16 protein-coding genes, 1 pseudogene and 1 other annotated feature are annotated in these 19,584 nt (G+C 37.6%); all 17 genes and pseudogenes read left to right on the top strand.

Annotated elements, in window-relative coordinates:
* Positions 1-5: 5 nt before the first annotated feature.
* Positions 6-647 (top strand): DUF1361 domain-containing protein, encoded by a 642-nt coding sequence (locus GJV51_08820; GenBank protein QGM26079.1) that lies wholly within the window; start codon positions 6-8, stop codon positions 645-647.
* Positions 648-667: 20 nt separating this feature from the next.
* Positions 668-792, top strand: a sequence feature (ribosomal protein L20 leader region).
* A 72-nt stretch (positions 793-864) separates the two neighbouring features.
* A complete protein-coding gene (infC, locus tag GJV51_08815) occupies positions 865-1,344 on the top strand; it encodes a translation initiation factor IF-3 (protein ID QGM26078.1) in 480 nt (159 codons plus the stop codon).
* A gap of 65 nt (positions 1,345-1,409) precedes the next feature.
* Positions 1,410-1,607, top strand: a complete 198-nt coding sequence (gene rpmI, locus GJV51_08810) for a 50S ribosomal protein L35 (GenBank protein QGM26077.1) — start codon at positions 1,410-1,412, stop codon at positions 1,605-1,607.
* Positions 1,608-1,651: 44 nt separating this feature from the next.
* Entirely contained in the window at positions 1,652-2,071 is a 420-nt protein-coding gene (gene rplT / locus GJV51_08805; protein ID QGM26076.1) for a 50S ribosomal protein L20, read from the top strand.
* A 363-nt stretch (positions 2,072-2,434) separates the two neighbouring features.
* Positions 2,435-3,787: a branched-chain amino acid transport system II carrier protein gene (gene brnQ, locus GJV51_08800; protein QGM26075.1), complete on the top strand. Its 1,353-nt coding sequence runs from the start codon at positions 2,435-2,437 to the stop codon at positions 3,785-3,787.
* A 152-nt stretch (positions 3,788-3,939) separates the two neighbouring features.
* The gene (locus GJV51_08795) at positions 3,940-4,569 is read left to right on the top strand and encodes a uracil phosphoribosyltransferase (GenBank protein ID QGM26074.1); all 630 of its coding nucleotides are present in this window, start codon (positions 3,940-3,942) and stop codon (positions 4,567-4,569) included.
* A gap of 132 nt (positions 4,570-4,701) precedes the next feature.
* Positions 4,702-5,664, top strand: coding sequence for a LytR family transcriptional regulator (locus tag GJV51_08790; protein ID QGM26073.1), 963 nt, complete (start codon positions 4,702-4,704; stop codon positions 5,662-5,664).
* A gap of 114 nt (positions 5,665-5,778) precedes the next feature.
* Positions 5,779-6,567: a type I methionyl aminopeptidase gene (map, locus tag GJV51_08785; protein QGM26072.1), complete on the top strand. Its 789-nt coding sequence runs from the start codon at positions 5,779-5,781 to the stop codon at positions 6,565-6,567.
* Positions 6,568-6,667: 100 nt separating this feature from the next.
* Positions 6,668-7,438 carry a tyrosine protein phosphatase gene (locus GJV51_08780; protein ID QGM26071.1) on the top strand — a complete coding sequence of 257 codons (771 nt, stop codon included), beginning with the start codon at positions 6,668-6,670 and terminating at the stop codon, positions 7,436-7,438.
* A gap of 22 nt (positions 7,439-7,460) precedes the next feature.
* Positions 7,461-8,354 carry a capsular biosynthesis protein gene (locus GJV51_08775; protein ID QGM26070.1) on the top strand — a complete coding sequence of 298 codons (894 nt, stop codon included), beginning with the start codon at positions 7,461-7,463 and terminating at the stop codon, positions 8,352-8,354.
* 18 nt (positions 8,355-8,372) lie between these two features.
* Positions 8,373-8,873, top strand: a pseudogene (locus tag GJV51_08770) (polysaccharide biosynthesis tyrosine autokinase).
* Positions 8,834-9,835: a hypothetical protein gene (locus tag GJV51_08765; protein ID QGM26069.1), complete on the top strand. Its 1,002-nt coding sequence runs from the start codon at positions 8,834-8,836 to the stop codon at positions 9,833-9,835. The pseudogene GJV51_08770 and the gene GJV51_08765 overlap by 40 nt, the downstream one beginning before the upstream one ends.
* A 102-nt stretch (positions 9,836-9,937) precedes the next feature.
* Entirely contained in the window at positions 9,938-10,447 is a 510-nt protein-coding gene (locus GJV51_08760; protein QGM26068.1) for a hypothetical protein, read from the top strand.
* A gap of 44 nt (positions 10,448-10,491) precedes the next feature.
* Entirely contained in the window at positions 10,492-11,805 is a 1,314-nt protein-coding gene (locus GJV51_08755) for a 1,4-beta-N-acetylmuramidase (protein QGM26067.1), read from the top strand.
* Positions 11,806-11,866: 61 nt separating this feature from the next.
* Positions 11,867-12,898 (top strand): acyltransferase family protein, encoded by a 1,032-nt coding sequence (locus tag GJV51_08750; GenBank protein QGM26066.1) that lies wholly within the window; start codon positions 11,867-11,869, stop codon positions 12,896-12,898.
* A gap of 139 nt (positions 12,899-13,037) precedes the next feature.
* Entirely contained in the window at positions 13,038-16,103 is a 3,066-nt protein-coding gene (locus GJV51_08745) for a hypothetical protein (protein QGM26065.1), read from the top strand.
* Positions 16,104-16,498: 395 nt separating this feature from the next.
* Positions 16,499-19,486, top strand: coding sequence for a hypothetical protein (locus tag GJV51_08740; protein ID QGM26064.1), 2,988 nt, complete (start codon positions 16,499-16,501; stop codon positions 19,484-19,486).
* The last annotated feature ends 98 nt before the right edge of the window (positions 19,487-19,584 follow it).

Raw genomic sequence — 19,584 nt, 5'->3', positions numbered from 1 at the left:
TATATATGAAAAAACAAGACATAACAAGTATTTTGGCGATACATGTCATTGTATTATTATTTTTTGGGTTTGTTTTACTGACACCAACTCATTTTACTTTCTTGAATTGGAATATTTTCTTGGCGCTGTTGCCATTAGATTTTGCGATTATTGTAAATATTAGTAAGCGCCAATCCATCCAAATTATTTTTAGCTTGTTGTGGTTATTGTTTTATCCGAATACGATGTATATGATTACTGATTTTATTCATCTGCAGTATATTGGTATTGGTCTCACTGTCCGTATGCAATACTTCAATTACGCGGTGTTAGCAGCAGGTGTTTTTATAGGCGTTGTTTTGGGGATGTTAAGTATCGAACTGATTTTAAAGCATTATTTTCATAAACGGCATGAACTATTACAATTAGCTCTGATATTTTGTATATCATTGATTGCCAGTGTTGGTATTTATCTCGGTCGATTTTTACGTTTAAATTCTTGGGATGTTTTTACACAAACACATCGTGTGGTAAGGCTAGTTGTGTCATCAACTAGTATGCATATGATTGCATTTGTCACGCTATTTGCTGGTGTCCAGTTTGCCATTCTGGTCATTAGTCACTTTGGTATAAGCCTGATTCATAATGTTGTTGACAAAAATGAGTAAATAGAGTAAACTAATAGATGTTGAACAAGTAGAAGCACCCGCTTCTCGCCAAGTGACTATGTTGCTTGGCAGATACAGTTGTACGAAAGTACTGCAAGTGTTGAAGTGGGTAAAGATTAAGTTCTTGGCCCACTTTTCTTCTTGATTCACAAAATAAATTTGGAGGTGCCTGACAATAGCACGTCAACCACGACAAGTTGATTTAGTCAACGAAAATATCCGCGCCCCACGTGTTTTGCTTATCCACGATGGTAAGCAAGAAGAAATGTCAACACGTGACGCACAACAGTTAGCGAATGATGCAGACATGGACTTGGTATTGGTGCAAGCTAATGCAGAAGTTCCAGTTGCCAAGATCATGGATTGGGGTAAAGCGAAGTTCGAAGCTCAAAAGAAGCAAAAAGAACAACGTAAAAACCAAAAAATTGTTCAAGTTAAAGAAGTTCGCATGTCACCAGTGATTGATTCTGGCGACTTCGAGACACGTAAAAAAGCAGCAATCAAGTTTCTGTCACAAGGAAACAAGGTTAAGCTTAACTTGCGTTTCCGTGGTCGTATGATTACTCACCAAGACATTGGTCGTGAGGTCTTAGATCGCATGGCTGAAGAACTTAATGACATTGCCAAGGTTGAACAACGTGCCAAAATGGACGGCCGCCAAATGTTTTTGGTCTTGGCACCACGCGATGCCAAGTAAGTTAGTGTTTAGCAGCTTGCTACAGTAAGCATAAACAAAAATCGTAAAGTAGGAGAATTGGTCACATGCCAAAGATGAAGACACACCGCGCATCAGCAAAGCGCTTTAAGAAGACAGCCAATGGTGGCTTGAAGTCAGCTTCAGCTTATACTTCACACCGTTTCCACGGTAAGACAAAGAAGCAACGTCGTCAATTGCGTGGTACACGCATGATGGATTCAACGACTGTAAAGACATACGCTAAGATGTTGAGCACGCTCTAATTTCAAGGTACGTCTAATTATTTAATTTCTAGGAGGAAATACCCATGCGAGTTAAGGGTGGTACAGTGTCACGCGCACGTCGTAAAAAGTTTATTAAGTTGGCCAAGGGTTACCGTGGACAACGTCGTATTAATTATAAGGTTGCTAAGCAACAAGTTTACAAGTCTTACTTGTACGCTTACCGTGATCGTAAGAACACAAAGCGTAACTTCCGTAAGTTGTGGATTGCTCGTATCAACGCAGCAGCACGTATGAATGGTTTGTCATACTCAAAGTTGATGCACGGTTTGACATTGGCAGGTGTTGAATTGAACCGCAAGATGTTGGCTGAAATCGCTGTTTCTGACTTTGATACATTTACAAAGTTGGCTGATCAAGCCAAGGCAGCATTGTCATCTGACAACGTTTTTGTTCAAGCACGTACAGCGGCTACAACTGACACAACAGTTTCAGTTGAACGTTAATTATTAAACTAAAAGCGCTCACGGCGTTTTTTATTTTGGTTAAAATTTGACAAAATAGATAAAAATTGTTTTAATAATAGTATCAAATAAATGAGAAAATAACATGACATACCAATCAGTAACAACTGAAGAAATTATTATCAGCATTATTATCATTAGATAGTGATAAGTGCTGGAATTTTTTAGTGCCTATCACACATAGAAAGTGATAGGTAGCTGATGGATATTGTTTGAAAGACGAGCTACTAGATATCTAGTAGCTCGTCTTTTTATTTTCTTAATAAAATAGAGGAGAAAATGATAATGTTGCCATTGAAAGTATAGCTTGTTTAGCTATAAAAAATAAAATATAGGAGAATAATAATGGTTGAGAAAAAAATGACATGGAAACAATTAGTTTTAGTGGCATCACTCATATTTGGAATGTTTTTTGGCGCGGGAAATTTGATTTTCCCAATCCAATTAGGACAACTGTCAGGTAGTAACTGGTTACCGGCGACAATTGGTTTCTTGATTACTGGAACCATCGTACCGTTTTTAGCAATGATGGCAGTGAGCTTAACAAACAGTCAAAGTGTTTATGACATTGCTAAGCCAGTCGCACCTTGGTTTGGTACGGTCTTCTTGGTGGCTATTCATTTAACGATTGGGCCATTTTTTGGAACACCGCGTACAGCAGCAACTGCATTTTCAATGGGTATTGCGCCCTTTGTACCGCTTCAATATCAAGGTGTGGTGATGTTTATCTTTTCCGCTGTATTCTTTGGATTGGCTTACTTTTTAACCGTCAAGGAATCAGGATTGTTGAAATGGGTGGGCAAATATCTTAACCCACTTTTTCTAGGTTTGCTAATGGTTGTACTTGTTTTGGCGTTATGTTTGCCAATGGGTAATACACATCAAGCGGTGTCTACTACTTACCAAAGTAACGCAGCATTTCAAGGGATTCTAGATGGTTACAATACGATGGATGGTATTGCGCTGTTAGCTTTGGCGGTATCAGTTGTGTACGCCGTTAGAGGATTAGGTTTTCAAAAGCAGCAAGTATCTAAAGTATTGGCAAGAGCCGGTTTGTTAAGTATTCTAGCTGAAGCGGTACTATATGCGTTATTGGTCTTGGTTGGGACGACCAGCTTAGGTTTGTTTAAAGCTTCTGATAATGGTGGTGTTGCCTTTGCGCAGATTGTTAGTCACTATATGGGTAACTTTGGAACGGCGTTGACAGGGGTCATTGTGACACTAGCTGTCTTTACGACGGCGATGGGGCTGTTTGTATCATTTGCGCAAGATTTACACCGTGTATTTCCAAAAGTGAGTTATCTATGGTGGCTACGTATTATTGCATTTGGATCGTTCGTTACTGCTAATGCTGGATTGACGAAAATCATTGCTTGGTCAGTACCGGTATTGATGTTACTTTATCCATTTGCTTTAGTTTTGATTCTCCTCTCGCTCTTTAGTAAGTATTTTAGAAAATCTTCAGTAGTCTATCGCTTTGTCGTTGCGTTTGTTACTGTACCAGCGTTTCTTGATGCATTGGCTAATTCACCATTGGCGACAACCAGCCATGTTCAAAGATTGGTTAGTAGTTACCACGACCTAGTACCATTTGCAACTCTTGGATTTGGTTGGGTCGTACCAGCAATTATTGGCACGGTATTTGGTGTTAGTGTTTATGTATTGACTAATAGCAAGCGTGTGACTGTGCTTGATTAAAACGAATTACTTTTAGTATCAGTTTAAATTATTAGAAAATTAGCCTTGATGTCATTTTTTTTGGTATACTTTTATATAGCAAAATGAATTGGAAGGAAAGATGTACACAACTTCACTAAAAATTAGAGAAGTCGTGTACATTTGAAAATATCATGGGAAAATTTGTTGTAATGGATCATCCTTTGATCCAACATAAACTTACAATGATTCGTAATAAGAATGTTGGGACCAAAGATTTTCGTGCATTAGTTGACGAAATTGCGATGCTAATGACATATGAAGCGAGTCGTGATCTTCAATTGGAAGATGTTGAAGTGGAGACGCCAGTTACTAAGACAATCAAAAAGCAACTTGCTGGTAAAAAACTTGCTGTTGTGCCAATCTTACGTGCCGGATTAGGTATGGTTGATGGCATCGTGCAACTCATCCCAGCGGCTAAAATTGGTCATATTGGTATGTATCGTGATGAGGATACGCTTGAACCAGTTGAATATTTCATCAAGTTACCAGAAGATATTGACCAACGTGATGTCTTGTTAGTCGATCCAATGTTGGCTACTGGTGGATCAGCCAAAGATGCCATTTCAGCTTTGAAGAAGCGTGGTGCAAAGCATATTAAGTTGATTACACTTGTCTCAGCACCAGAAGGTGTTCAAGCAGTGCAAGAAGCTCATCCAGATGTTGACCTTTATACAGGTTCTCTTGATGAAGGGTTAAACGAACATGGCTACATCGTGCCAGGACTTGGCGATGCCGGTGATCGTTTGTTTGGTACAATGTAAATCAATAATATTGTGGCCTGCCTGTAGAGGTAGGCTTTTTTATTGGCTTCGTACCGTAATTTAAGCAAACGGCAAGCTATTATGATACAATAAACAGCGATTATATAGCGAAGTTAAAAGGAGCGTTTAATTATGAAACGACGATCTCAGATTCGTCCTAAAAAGCATCATAGAGTGCGTAATACGATTCTGACAATTATTGGACTGTTGTTTGTTGTCGGACTTGGTATAGGTGCTTATGCATATACTAAAGTGAATCATACGATTACAAAGATGCAAAAGACATCAACAACGACAAAGTCTGCTGATAAAATTACGAATAGTAAAAAGCCAGTTTCATATCTTCTTTTGGGAACTGATACAGGTGAGCTTGGTCGTTCGTACAAAGGGCGTACGGACACTATGATTGTTATGACAATTAATCCTACAACTAAAACAACGACGATGACATCAATTCCGCGTGATACGTTGGTAACGGTTAGTGGACAACAGATGAAAATCAACGCTGCCTACGCATATGGTTCAGCTGCTTCAGCAACACAAGCCGTTGAAGACTTACTCAATATTGATATCAATGGTGGTTATATATTGATTAATATGGGTGGCTTGGTCAAAATGGTCGATGCCGTTGGCGGTGTTGACGTGACATCACCACTCACATTCACAACAGAAGGTGATGATACGCAAGCCGACTCTAAGAATCAATATTCATTCGTAGCAGGTCAAACGTATCACATGGATGGTGAAGAAGCCTTGGCCTTTGCACGTATGCGACACGAGGATCCTAATGGTGATTATGGTCGTCAAATGCGTCAACAATTGGTCATCAAAGCCATTTTGAAGAATTCAGCTCAAGTGGGTACTGTGTTTAACGATTCTTTCTTGACTACTGTCTCTAACAACGTGCAAACCGATGTTTCAACTAATTCTATGAAAAATTTGGCGTTGAGCTATCGTGATGCGTTCGGTACGGTTAAGCAGGACCAGTTAAAAGGTGCCACGCAAAGTATCTCAGGGTTAGGCGCAACAGAAGTTATGAGCCAAACAGAAATTGATCGTGTTCATGAAGCAATTACAACCCAAATGGCACAATAAAAGTTAAGTAAATGTTAGAATTGTCCCTGAAAACTCTTCGTAGTTTTTGGGACTTTTTATTTGTTAGTATTATATGTATAATGAAATAGATATTGAAAATGAAAGAAGTAACCAATGATACAGTTAAAATCACCTAGAGAAATTGAAGCTATGCGACAATCTGGTGCTATCATCGCTGGTATGCACCACATGTTACGTGATCTCATTGAACCAGGTATTGATACATGGGAAATTGAAACAAAGTCGCGGGAGTATATTGAAAGCCACGGTGGCGTACCTTTGCAGATTGGTTTTGAAGGTTTCAAGTATGCTACGACCATCAGCATCAATGATGAAGTGGCGCATGGTCTACCACGTAAGGGACTGAAGCTAAAGGACGGTGATTTGGTAAAAGTTGACACAGTTGTTGGCTTGAATGGCGCCGTATCTGATTCAGCATGGTCTTACGCTGTTGGCGAGGTAACACCAGAGGTGAAAAAGCTTATGGATGTAACCAAAAAAGCGATGTATTTAGGTATCGATCAAGCGATTATTGGGAATCGTGTTGGCGATATTGGAAATGCCATTGAACAATATACTGAAGTTGAACATCATTATGGTGACGTGCGCGAGTATATTGGGCACGGTGTTGGACCAACAATGCATGAAGAACCAAATGTACCGCACTATGGTAAGCCAGGTCACGGTGTACGCCTGCGTGAAGGTATGGTGATTACGATTGAACCGATGATTAATTTAGGTGGTTGGAAAGTTGAAACTGATCACACGGAAGAAGACGGTTGGACCGTACGAACAGCAGACGGTTCTTGGTCGGCACAATACGAACATACATTAGCAATTACGAAAGATGGCCCAAAGATTTTGACAAGTCAAGATCTGGAATATGATAAAAATTACTTATGATTGTCATCTTTCTGTAATATAATGTGTGCTACAGTTTAATAACGGGGACAGGGGATTTTGCTCTTTTTATGAGCAGTCCCTTTTTATTATGGGAGAAAATATGCTGATAGATTTACATAGTCACTTATTACCAAACATAGATGATGGGTCCAAATCTCTGCGGGCTTCTATACGTATGGCTAAGGAAGCTGTAGATAGTGGGATTAAGGCTGCGTTAATGACACCTCATCACATGAACGGTCATTACGTGAATCATAAAGAGGATGTCATCAGATTAACATCCGAATTCCAAAAGCACCTAGATAGGAATGGCATTGGGCTTCAAGTATTTCCTTCACAGGAGGTACGAATCAATGGTGGTTTATTGCAGGCTTTGGATGATGATGACATTTTGTTTGCTGATGAAAGTAACCGCTATCTTCTACTGGAGTTTCCAGATGATGATGTGCCTACATACGGTAAAGATATGATTTTTCAAATCATGCAGCGTGGTATTACCGTAGAAATTGCTCACCCTGAGCGAAATACTAAAATCATGTCTACACCAAGTATTTTGTTTGATTTGGTTGAAGCGGGTGCGGTGGCGCAGGTGACAGCGAGTTCCTATGTAGGTACCTTTGGTAAAAAAGTGGAGAAGTTTGCCGAAGAAATTATTAAGCATAACTTGGCTCATGTATTTGTTTCTGATGCGCATGACTTACCTAATCGTGATTATGAAATGGTTGAGGCGATGGCAAAATTAGAGAAACAAATGGGACGGGAATATCAAGAATTGTTTGAGACTAATGCTGAGGCAATACTTGATGGTGACAATGTCACAAGCTTGGTTCCAGAACCAATCGTGAAACGTAAGTTTTTTAGTAAATTTTAGAGAATAGAGAGATTAATGAACTATGAATAATGTTCTTGAACTACGTCAATTATGGCAGATTATTCGAAAACACTTCTTGTCAATTGTGGTGATGGCAGTCATTGGTGCAGCTGCTGGGTTTGGTATTGCTAAGTTTGTCATTGCACCAACCTACAGTGCATCGACAAGCATGTTGGTTAACCGATCAGCTGATGACACGAGTAACGCCACTGCTAACTTGTCGGACCAACAAGCCGACGTGCAGCTGATCAATACATATAAAAATTTAATTATTTCTAGCAACGTGCTAGGCACCGTATCAAAAGAATTAAAAAATCCAGCACCAGTTGTGGTGCAAGAAGCCAAAGATGCTGTGTACGAAACATTAGCTGATGGGACACGCCGATTGGTCACACCAGCTAAAGAGAGAATTACAAAGCCCGCAACGAAGACAAAACATAATCTAACTGTTGAAGAGCTAAAAGATATGATTTCAATCAGCAATCAACAAAATTCGCAAGTTTTCTCAATTAATGTCAAAGCCAAAGATCCTAAATTAGCTGCTGATGTGGCCAATGAAGTTGCTGATGCGTTCAAGGACAAAATCGGTGGCTTTATGAAAATTAACAACGTCTCAATTGTTGATGCAGCAAAAGCTAATGAGCAACCAGTTGCACCAAACGTTAAACTATTTACTTTAGCAGGGTTAGTTATCCTTGGTGGATTAACATTCTTATATATGCTAGTTAAAGAATTATCTGACACAACCATCAAGTCTCCGGACGAAATTTCAGAAGCATTTGGAATGACAAATCTGGGTGTTATTGGTCATGTTAAGCCAATCAAGCATTTCAGCATGTCACCAAAAGTCGAAATTGCTAAGCCAGAGAGTCAAAAAACACCACGGTCACGTTTGAGCCGTTTGGATCGCGATTAAAGAGATTAGGAGAGCAGAATGAGTTTTTTTAGTAAAGGACGAGCTGTTGGTAAAGATGATCTATCTGTTGAGACAATGACCAAAGGTGCTCGCTTAATTACCGCAGCAGAACCAAAAAATCCTGTGTCAGAACAATTCCGTACCTTACGTACGAATATCGAATTCGCTTCAGTAGCAAAAAGTGAAATCAAAACGTTATTGATTTCTTCAGCATTACCTTCGGAAGGTAAGTCAACAGTGACTGCTAATCTAGCCGTAGCCTATGCGCAACAAGGAAAAAAAGTGTTACTAGTTGATTCGGACCTACGCCGACCTACGGTTGCTGTGACATTTGGATTGAATAAAAATGCCAGTGGACTAACCAATTATCTTGGTGATTCTGAAAAAGAAATTGGATCAATCATTCATCGTACAGCCATGGATAACCTGAACGTTATGCCTTCAGGACCAATACCACCTAACCCAGCAGAATTACTGGGATCAGGTCGTATGACGAACTTAATTACCCAGTTGAAAACACACTACGCATCGAACGATATTTAAATGATCTAGGTGTGCTACAAATTCGTGAAAGAGAACTGGAGGGGATTGAGCGGTTGGTACGCCATTTTATGGATGAACAGGTAGCTTTAAATCATTTTTATATTGGTTATAGTATGCCAAAAATTAGTAAAGAATTTGATTTATTAGCTTTTGACAAAAAGCAACGTGTAGTTAATATTGAGCTCAAAAGCCAAGCTGATTATGATCAAGAAAAAATCAAGAAACAATTAGTCAACAATAAATATTATTTGTCACAAGTTGCTAAAGAAGTTAAGTCGTTTACTTATAATTCCGATTCCGACATTATCTACACATTAACTGAAACAGATGAACTATCGATAACAAATATTTCATCAACACATTTATTTTTGACATCAGCATTTTATCGGATAATAGCTACTTTTGATAGTGCCGATATAGGTAATTTAGATAACTTGTTTAAGGTTAATTTATATTTAGTTTCACCGTTTCGAGAAACACATGATTTTTTAGCGGGTAATTATCTTCTGACTCAGCAGCAACAAGCACTTCAGAACAATATGTTAACAATAAACAAGTCAGGTTTTTATGTAGTTAACGTGCCATCTGGGAATGCAAAATCACTGATGTTGTACGATACTGTTAAGAAGATAAATCGAAAAAATACTGTCTTAATTGTCCATGTTGGTAAATTAAATGCTGCTCAATCAAGCTTGAGACGAAATTATGACTGGAAAATCATCCCAATTCGTCAGTTTATGAAGAAAATTAAGTCAAAAAAGTTACAAAAATTTGATTTCATTTTTATTGATGAGGTGCAGAATTTATCGATTAAAGATATGAATACTTTGGTTAACTATTTTGAAATGCGGCCTACGATATTATTTTTAATTGGTATGGCAAGCTTAAATAATAAAAAGATAATTGATAGTGACTATAAATTTTCAACAATTGGGTAACAGCTGTTTTCAAACTATTGTAAAAAAGTAACCCTTATGTCAAAATAAATACTTAGGGTTAAAGTATCGCTAATTGTTTTTACTTATGGGAGAGAGGTACTAATGAAAAAAATATTTGCTATCATTGCTGCTTTTATGGTTGTTATTGTGGGGATAATAGCCTTAGGCCATCAAAATAATGGTTCTTCGAAAACATTAAAGTCGTCAACAACAGTTAAAATATCGAAAAGTTCATCGAAGACTTCGCAAAATAATTCGGTTGAAGAGTCATCCTCATCAAGTTCTTTATCTGTTAGTTCCTCTTCTGAGCAAATGACATCATCTAGCTCATTAGAAACATCGTCAACTTCAGAGTCAGCAACTTCAGATAGTTCATCCTCTTCTAGTTCCGTAAGTTCTAATACAACGGATAGTCCAACCTATGATCCAAATAAAACCGTTCAAGGTATTGAAGTCACACCAGAAATGGTTGCTGCTACACGTAAACAACTTATTGCAGCGGGATTACCAGCGGATCAGTGGGCACCAAGCGATATCAAGAAAATTATCACTGAAGCTTCTCAACAAAACGTGTCAATTGTTGATTACGCAAAGGCTAATTTTCATAATTAAAAAATTACTGGCATTGGTCAGTGTACATATGTGGGAGTGTGTAGATGAATAAAATAACTTTTTGGTCGAGCATTGCAGCGATGAGTATTGCTGCTTCATTGGTAGCTGTTGGTCAGGCTCGTGCAGATGATGGCGTACCTGCTATCACAGCAGGGACTTCTGGTTTACCTCGAATGGATGTTGTGGATGTTTCCTCCAACAATGGGACGATTTCCGTAGCTGATTATAAAAAAATGCAAGATTATGGTGTTAAAGCCGTAATTGTGAAACTTTCAGAAGCTGATTCATATAGAAATCCATATGCCAAATCGCAGATTACTAATGCTAAAGAAGCGGGACTACAAGTCGGTGCATATCATTACTCATGGTATGCTTCAAAAAAGAATGCGCAAGACGAAGCTAAGTATTTTACTAGTTACGCAGCCTCGTTAGAATTACCAAAAGATACATTAATGGTCGATGATTTGGAAGAATCATACACAAAAAGTAGTAGTGTAACTGAGAATGCAGCGGCTTTCAACGAACAAGTTAAAGCTGCTGGATATACAAATACTTCTACTTATACATACGTTTCTTATGTAAATGAAACGAATTTGAATTTTTCATTTATAGGCAATAATCGTGTATGGATAGCACAATATCCATATCAACCAAGTGCTAGTTCCTTATGGAATCAGTCATATGGAATGTGGCAATGGAACAGCAATACTAGTTTTCCTGGAATAAAAGGAACATTTGACGTTTCGATAGATTATCAAAATTTAATTTCGGTTAACACCAATGGTTACAATAATGGTATTTTCTATCAAAATGGGAAAATAGCCAGCGGATATATTTATTCACCAGCACAATCAACTGCCAATGGTGGTTATAACTGGTTTGAAAATGGGAAACCATACACTGGGTTCCGCTATTATATGGGCACTTATTATTGGTTTATCAATGGTGTTCGTCAGAATAGTGGTTGGCGTGAAGCTTGGGGGATGAAATATTATACTGATAATACTGGTCGCGCACTACAGGGCATTCAAATTATTGATGGTCAAGCCTATGACTTTGGTACAAATGGTACCTACAATTTGAAGGGGATGGCTAGTGGATACTTGTACTCACCAGCACAATCAACTGCCAATGGTGGCTATAATTGGTTTGAAAATGGGAAACCATACACTGGGTTCCGCTATTATATGGGTACTTACTATTGGTTTGTGAACGGTGTTCGTCAAAATGAAGGGTGGCGATACGCATGGGGTTACACATACTGGACAGATAGCACAGGTCGTGCTGTTCAAGGACATCAAAAAATTGATGGTCAAGACTATTACTTTGGTGATAATGGCACATATTACATGCGCTAATACATGGGGGCGAAAGCCTTTTTTATTGCAAAAAATTAGAAAATATTGAGAGTGAATTAATATGAAGCGTTATTATTACATGGACATTCTGACAATACTTGCTACGATAGCAGTTGTTTTCCTTCATACTTCAGAATATGCTTTTTCAAATCAAACTAGTGATCCGCGTTGGATTATAGCGGTAATACTTCAAGTTGCCTTTATTTGGGCAGTGCCAATCTTTTTTATGATGTCTGGTGCCCATTTGTTAGATTATCATGAACGATATGATACAGTAACTTTTTTTAAAAAAAGAATGACTAAGGTATTTTTGCCATTCATTTTTTGGTCATTGGTGTGGTACATCTTGAATCCATTTATACTTCATCAACCAACTGATTATCATATTGGTCAATTTATTGATGCAGTTATGCACAATAGTATTCAGCCAATATTTTGGTTCTTTTATTTTGTCATTGGATTCTATATTAGTGCACCGCTGTTAGCTAAAATTACGAATAAAGCTGATAAAATACCAGCTCTATATTTATTGGCAGTAAATATGATCTTTGTCAATCTGTTGAGTTACTACTATGAAGTTCGTTTACAAACAGATAATTTTTTTCTACATGGCATACAAATAGGTGCTGCTGGTGGTATCGGTTTCTTCGTGGCTGGTTGGTATTTGAAAAATACAGTTTTACAAAAATGGCAAAAAAATATATTATATGTGTCTACTTTGGCATCAGTAGTTATCATGATAATGTTAACAATTTATCTTTCCATCAAAAGAGATCAATTTGCACGTGGCGTCTATGATATTTGGGGATTATTTGGATTTATCTTTTCCATTGGTGTATTTGAATTTGTTAAAAGTCATTTGGTGACATATCAACCGAGTCCTAAAATGCAGCTTGCTTTGCAAAAAATAGCCAGTACATCACTTGGTGTGTATGTCATTCATGAATTCTTCATTTACTTTGCTGAGAGAAAGTTACATATTGTGGACAGCTCACTAAAACACATGTTCATTTTGCCAATCATTGTATGGTTAGTATCAACTGTCCTTGTATTAATTATTCATAAAATTCCGTTGCTAAATAAAATTGTATAGATTAAACAAAAAAAGGCGTATTCAACGTCTTTTTTTATATATGATATGCGCTTAACAAAAGAATGTAATACTATTGAAATGATAAGCGTTTATACTTAACAAAAGGTATATTATAAGTACTATAAAGTGGAGATTTCATATGAGAAAAAAGTTATATAAGGCTGGAAAACTATGGGTAGCCGGAGCTGCAGTTGCAGCTGCAGTCGTGATAGCACCCAATATTGTTAGTGCTGATACTACGAACAGCACAACTACCGAAAATCCGACTACAACATCTGGCGCAACCGAATCAAGTATTTCCTCTACGGAATCAGATGACAACAAAGTAAGTACTAGTAATGCGAATGTTATTACTGCTACAACTAAAGATTCAACAAAGACTGATGATAGTAATTCTAAGGCAATAGTATCATCAAATAGTGCGGCTGAATTTATTGGTAATACTGATAGTCAGAACGATGAATCAACAAAAGCTCAGAGTAAAAATAGTTCAGATACAACATCAACTACTTCAGTAGGGGAAATAAATAAAGATAGTAATAACAATCAGTTGGTTGAAACTACTACAGATAATGCGAAAGTAACTGATACAAATGATACGTCTAGCCAGAAACAACCAACTCCTTCTGTTGAAAAACTAGATGACAGTGTTTCAAAAAATCTAAATTCAAAAACAACTGTTATCACTAAAAACGCTGATGGTACGTCAACAACTAATATAACCTATGCTAACTTAAAGGATGTGGCTGACAATATCGCTAGTTTAAATCCAAATACGTCTGTTCCATATTTTAATGCTGATGCAATCAAAAATTTGCCAGCCATGACAACGGCAGATGCACAGACTGGTCAAATTCAAAACCTAGACGTTTGGGATTCTTGGGCACTACAAGATGCAAAAACTGGTGCTGTTGCAAATTATCATGGTTACAACATTGTATTTGCTTTGGCTGGTTATCCTAAAGAAGATAATGATCAACATATTTATATGCTCTATACAAAATATGGCGATACGGCATTAAATAATTGGAAAAATGCTGGCCCTGTTTTTGGTTTCGATGCAAAATGGAATGAACAACAATGGTCTGGATCGGCAACTGTCAATGATGATGATAGTATTCAATTGTTCTACACAAAAACAGATCAACCGATGACTGTTCAAAGACTAGCGACGGCAAACTTATCAATGACGTATGATGATTTAGAAGTGAGCGTTGCCAAAGTCAATAGTGACTACGTTATTTTTGAAGGGGATGGTGAAAACTATCAAACTTTCGACCAATGGGTGGACGCAGGTTACTATACCACGGGTGATAATTTTACACTACGTGATCCACATGTAATTGAAGTTGATGGAGAACGCTATTTAGCTTTTGAAGCTAATACTGGGACAAACAATTATCAAAGTGATGACGCCGTAAATGATGATACATATTATGGTGGAACAACAAAATTTAATCAGCAAGCAAAAATTGATACATTACAGAATCCAGATAAACTAAAACTATCCAAAAAGGCTAATGGTGCGATTGGTCTGGTTAAATTGACTAAAGATCAAAATAATCCTACAGTTGCTCAAGTTTATTCGCCACTTTTGGCAGCCAACGGTATTACTGATGAAATTGAACGTGCTAATATTGTGCCATTGAATGGAAAGTACTATCTCTTTACAGATACACGTTTGAGTAAAAGTGTTGTACCAACAGCTGATTTTAATATTAATGTTGGTATGATGGGTTATGTATCGAATAGTTTATTTGGACCTTATACGCCGTTGAATGGTAGCGGTAGTGTGATTACCGGAACACAATTATTCACCTCTAGAACCGATACGTATTCATATTACGCAGTACCCGTTGAGGGACGCAGTGATTTGCTATTAATTACTTCATATATGAGTAATCGTAATGAAAAAGCGGGTACGGGAATGAATGCAACGTTTGCACCATCATTTTTGATTCAATTAAGTGCTGATGGTATGAGTACTAAGGTATTGGATACCATCTTAGCACAAGGCACATGGACTTATGATGGCAAAAGTGCTAGCGTTGAGGAACTCGTAGGAAATAAAGCAACATCAGAATTAACTGATATGAAAATTGGTTGGGTTGATAATAAGTTTTATGTTGACAATGAATTAGCCAATGGCTATGTATATGACTATATTAATACTAGTTATTATTTGTTTAAAAATGGTTTGCGCTTAAGTGGTGTGCAAGCCTATGCAAATTCATATTATTATTTCGATCCAGTAACATATAAAAGAGTTGATAATGAAATCCATCAAGATAATACTGGAAAGAAATATTACTTCGGTAATGATGGTCGTGTGAAGCAAGGTCAGTTTGCAGTCAATGGTATTGCTTATAACTTTGGTAATGATACAACTTATTATGAACGAGGCTTTGCATCCGGATATTTGCAAGATGTAACAGACAATAACCAATGGTACTGGTTTGAAAATGGTCAGAAGTACACAGGGTTCCGTTACTACATGGGCACATACTACTTCTTTGAAACAGGCACTCGCCAAGAAAGTAAGTGGGAAACAGCCTGGGGCATGAAGTACTACGTTGGCACTGATGGTCGTGCAGTACAAGGTGTTCAAATTATTGATGGACAAGCGTATGACTTTGGCACAAATGGTACATTTAACTTGAAGGGTACAGCAAGTGGTTACTTGTATTCACCATCATTGTCAACAGCGAACGGTGGTTATAACTGGTTTGAGAATGGTAAGCCATATACAGGTTTCCGTTATTACATGGGTACTTATTACTGGTTTGTAAACGGTGTTCGTCAAAATGCGGGCTGGCGCGAAGCATGGGGCATGAAGTATTATACGGATGCTAGTGGTCGAGCATTGCAAGGTATCCAAATTATTGATGGACAAGCGTATGACTTTGGAACAAATGGTACGTATAATTTGAAGAGTGCGGCTAGTGGCTATTTGTACTCACCAAGCTATTCAAAGGCCAATGGTGGTTATAATTGGTTTGAAAATGGTCAACCATATACAGGGTTCCGTTATTACATGGGCACATATTACTGGTTTGTCAATGGTGTACGTCAAAATGCAGGCTGGCGTGAAGCATGGGGTAAGAAGTATTATACAGATGCTAATGGCCGAGCATTGCAAGGTATTCAAAATATAGATGGCAAGCAATATAATTTTGGTAATGATGGCACATATTACTTACGTTAAAAAAAGGCGAAAGCCTTTTTTATTTTGTTTTGATACGTTGCTATTCTAATTTAGAAAGCACGATAATTTGTGACTTGATTCTGCATATCTACTTACAATAAGTAAAAGGAATTTAGTTTTTTTATAGTTCAATAAAACACATGAAAAATGTTATGTGCTAAATATTTAAGAGAAATTATATACATTTAAAACGAAAATGTCGATAATGGGATTGATGTTGATATGAAAAAACTTATATTGATATTATTATTTTAGTCTTTAAACAGTTTAATTATGTTCAATAATGAACTATGTTATACGTTTAACAAACTTTTGTAATACTTTTGAAATGATGAGCGTTTATACTTAACGTAGTTGCACGAGATGCAATAATTCTAAATTGGGAGTTCTTATCGATGAGAAAGAAGTTATACAAGGCGGGGAAGATATGGGTAGCTGGAGCAGCAACAGTAGCAGCTATTTCCATGGGCGTAAGTTCTGTTAGTGCAGACACAGTTGGTAATAATCCAACAACTGACACAGAAACACTGAGCAAAACAATTGATGTGAATACTGACACAACAGCTCCATCAGATATTAATAAAGAAACGATAGTCAAATCAACGACTCCTGAGGCAACAACAACTGAAGCCAATCAAGTCAAGGCTACAGATAGCACTACTAAGACAGTAGCTGCTAATAAAGAAACAACTGATGATAAAGAAACAACTTCAGTTGCGGATAACAAGAGTGCAACAACTGATGACAAAACAAATGTGGTAGCATCAGCAAATGATACTACTAGTGCTGATAAAAAAGCGAACACTTCGGTTGTAACACTAGACGACAGCGTGTCAAAAGATTTAAACTCTAAAACAACATTAGTTACTAAAAATGATGATGGTACGTCAACTACCAACATGACATATGCTAACTTAAAAGATGTTGCTGATAACATTGCGAATGTTAATCCAGACACGTCTGTACCGTATTTTAATGCTGATGCAATTAAGAATTTGCCAGCAATGGCAACGTCAGATGCACAAAATGGTGAAGTACAAGATTTGGATGTATGGGATTCTTGGGCGCTACAAGATGCAAAAACTGGTGTTACAGCAAATTATCATGGGTACAACATTGTTTTTGCTTTAGCAGGTTCTCCAAAAGAGGACAATGATCAACATATCTACATGCTTTACACTAAAAATGGCGATACAGCAATCAATAACTGGAAGAATGCTGGACCAGTGTTTGGTTTCAATGCAACGTGGGATAAGCAGCAGTGGTCTGGATCGGCAACTGTCAATGATGATGACAGTATCCAGTTATTCTATACAAAAACCGACCAACCACATACAGTACAACGTTTATCGACAGCCAACTTGTCAATGGCATATACAGATACTGAAGTTCGTGTAACAAAAGTTACTAATGATCATGAACTCTTTGCAGGAGATGAAGAGCATTATCAAACTTTGCAACAATGGATTGATGCAGGATACTATGAAACAGGTGATAATTTTACTTTACGTGATCCGCATGTAATTGAAGTTGATGGGGAACGATACTTAGCTTTTGAATCCAACACGGGAACTGAGAATTATCAAAGTGATAATGCAGTTGACAATATGGACTACTATGGCGGAACTGATGAATTTAATCAGACGGCAAGAAAAGCAACATTGTCAAATGCTGATAAGTTGAAATTATCTAAAAAAGCCAACGGTGCAATTGGATTAGTGAAGCTTACAGGACAACAAAACAATCCAACTATTGGTCAAATTTATTCGCCACTTCTAGCGGCTAACGGTATTACTGATGAAATCGAACGTGCTAATATTGTGCCATTGAATGGAAAGTACTATCTCTTTACAGATACACGTTTGAGTAAGAGCGTTGTGCCAACAGTTGATCCAGATATTAACGTTGGTATGATGGGGTATGTTTCTGATAGCTTGATGGGACCCTATACACCATTGAATGGTAGTGGTAGTGTGATCACCGGAACGCAATTAGCATCATCTAGAACCGATACGTATTCATATTATGCAGTTCCTGTTGAAGGACATAATGATTTGTTGTTGGTTACGTCATACATGAGTAATCGTGCTGAAAAAGCTGGTGTTGGACTTAATTCTACGGTAGCACCATCATTCCTAGTTCAATTAGGTGCTGATGGTAAAACAACAAAAGTACTAGATACTGTTTTAGCACAAGGCACATGGACTTATAACGGTAAAGGCAGCGTTGCCGAACTAGTTGGCACAAAAGAAACATCAAACATAACGGGTAAAAAGATCGGTTGGATTGATAATAAGTTTTATGTCAATGATCAAGTAGCTAATGGTTACCAATATGACTATACGAATGATGCAAATTACTTGTTTAAAGATGGTGTTCGCCAAAGTGGTGTGCAAGCTTATGACAATACTTACTACTACTTTGATCCAGTGACATACAAGCGGGTAGAAAATGATATTCGCAAAGCTACATGGGGATTGGAATATTACTTCGGTAATGATGGTCGTGTAAAGCAAGGTCAGTTTGCAGTCAATGGTATTGCTTATGACTTTGGTAATGACAAAACATACGCTAAGCGTGGTTTTGCATCAGGTTACTTACAAGATGTTACGGATAACAATCAGTGGTATTGGTTCGAAAATGGTTCAAAGTATACTGGCTTCCGTTACTATCAAAATACTTACTACTTCTTCGAGTCAGGACAGCGACAAGAGAATAAGTGGGAAACAGCCTGGGGTATGAAGTACTACGTGGGCACTGATGGTCGTGCAGTACAAGGTGTTCAAATTATTGATGGACAAGCGTATGACTTTGGAACAAATGGTACATTTAACTTGAAGGGTACAGCAAGTGGTTACTTGTACTCACCATCATTGTCAACAGCAAATGGTGGTTATAATTGGTTTGAAAATGGTCAACCATATACAGGGTTCCGTTATTACATGGGCACGTATTACTGGTTTGTTAATGGTGTACGTCAAAATGCAGGCTGGCGTGAAGCATGGGGCATGAAGTATTATACGGATGCTAGTGGTCGAGCATTGCAAGGTATCCAAATTATTGATGGACAAGCGTATGACTTTGGAACAAATGGTACGTATAATTTGAAGAGTGCGGCTAGTGGCTATTTGTACTCACCAAGCTATTCAAAGGCGAATGGTGGTTATAATTGGTTTGAAAATGGTCAACCATATACAGGGTTCCGTTATTACATGGGCACATATTACTGGTTTGTCAATGGTGTACGTCAAAATGCAGGCTGGCGTGAAGCATGGGGTAAGAAGTATTATACAGATGCTAATGGCCGAGCATTGCAAGGTATTCAAAATATAGATGGCAAGCAATACAATTTTGGTAATGATGGCACATATTACTTACGTTAAGAAATAATAACATTTATAAAAAACAATAAGATAAATAGCAATCCTGAATTTAAAGCAGGATTGCTATTTTTCATAATTTTACTTTATCATTATATAGA

Origin of the sequence: Leuconostoc mesenteroides subsp. mesenteroides, assembly GCA_009676745.1 — a bacterium.
GTDB classification, from domain to species: Bacteria; Bacillota; Bacilli; order Lactobacillales; family Lactobacillaceae; genus Leuconostoc; species Leuconostoc koreense.
This window is presented reverse-complemented; position numbering and strand designations above follow the sequence as displayed.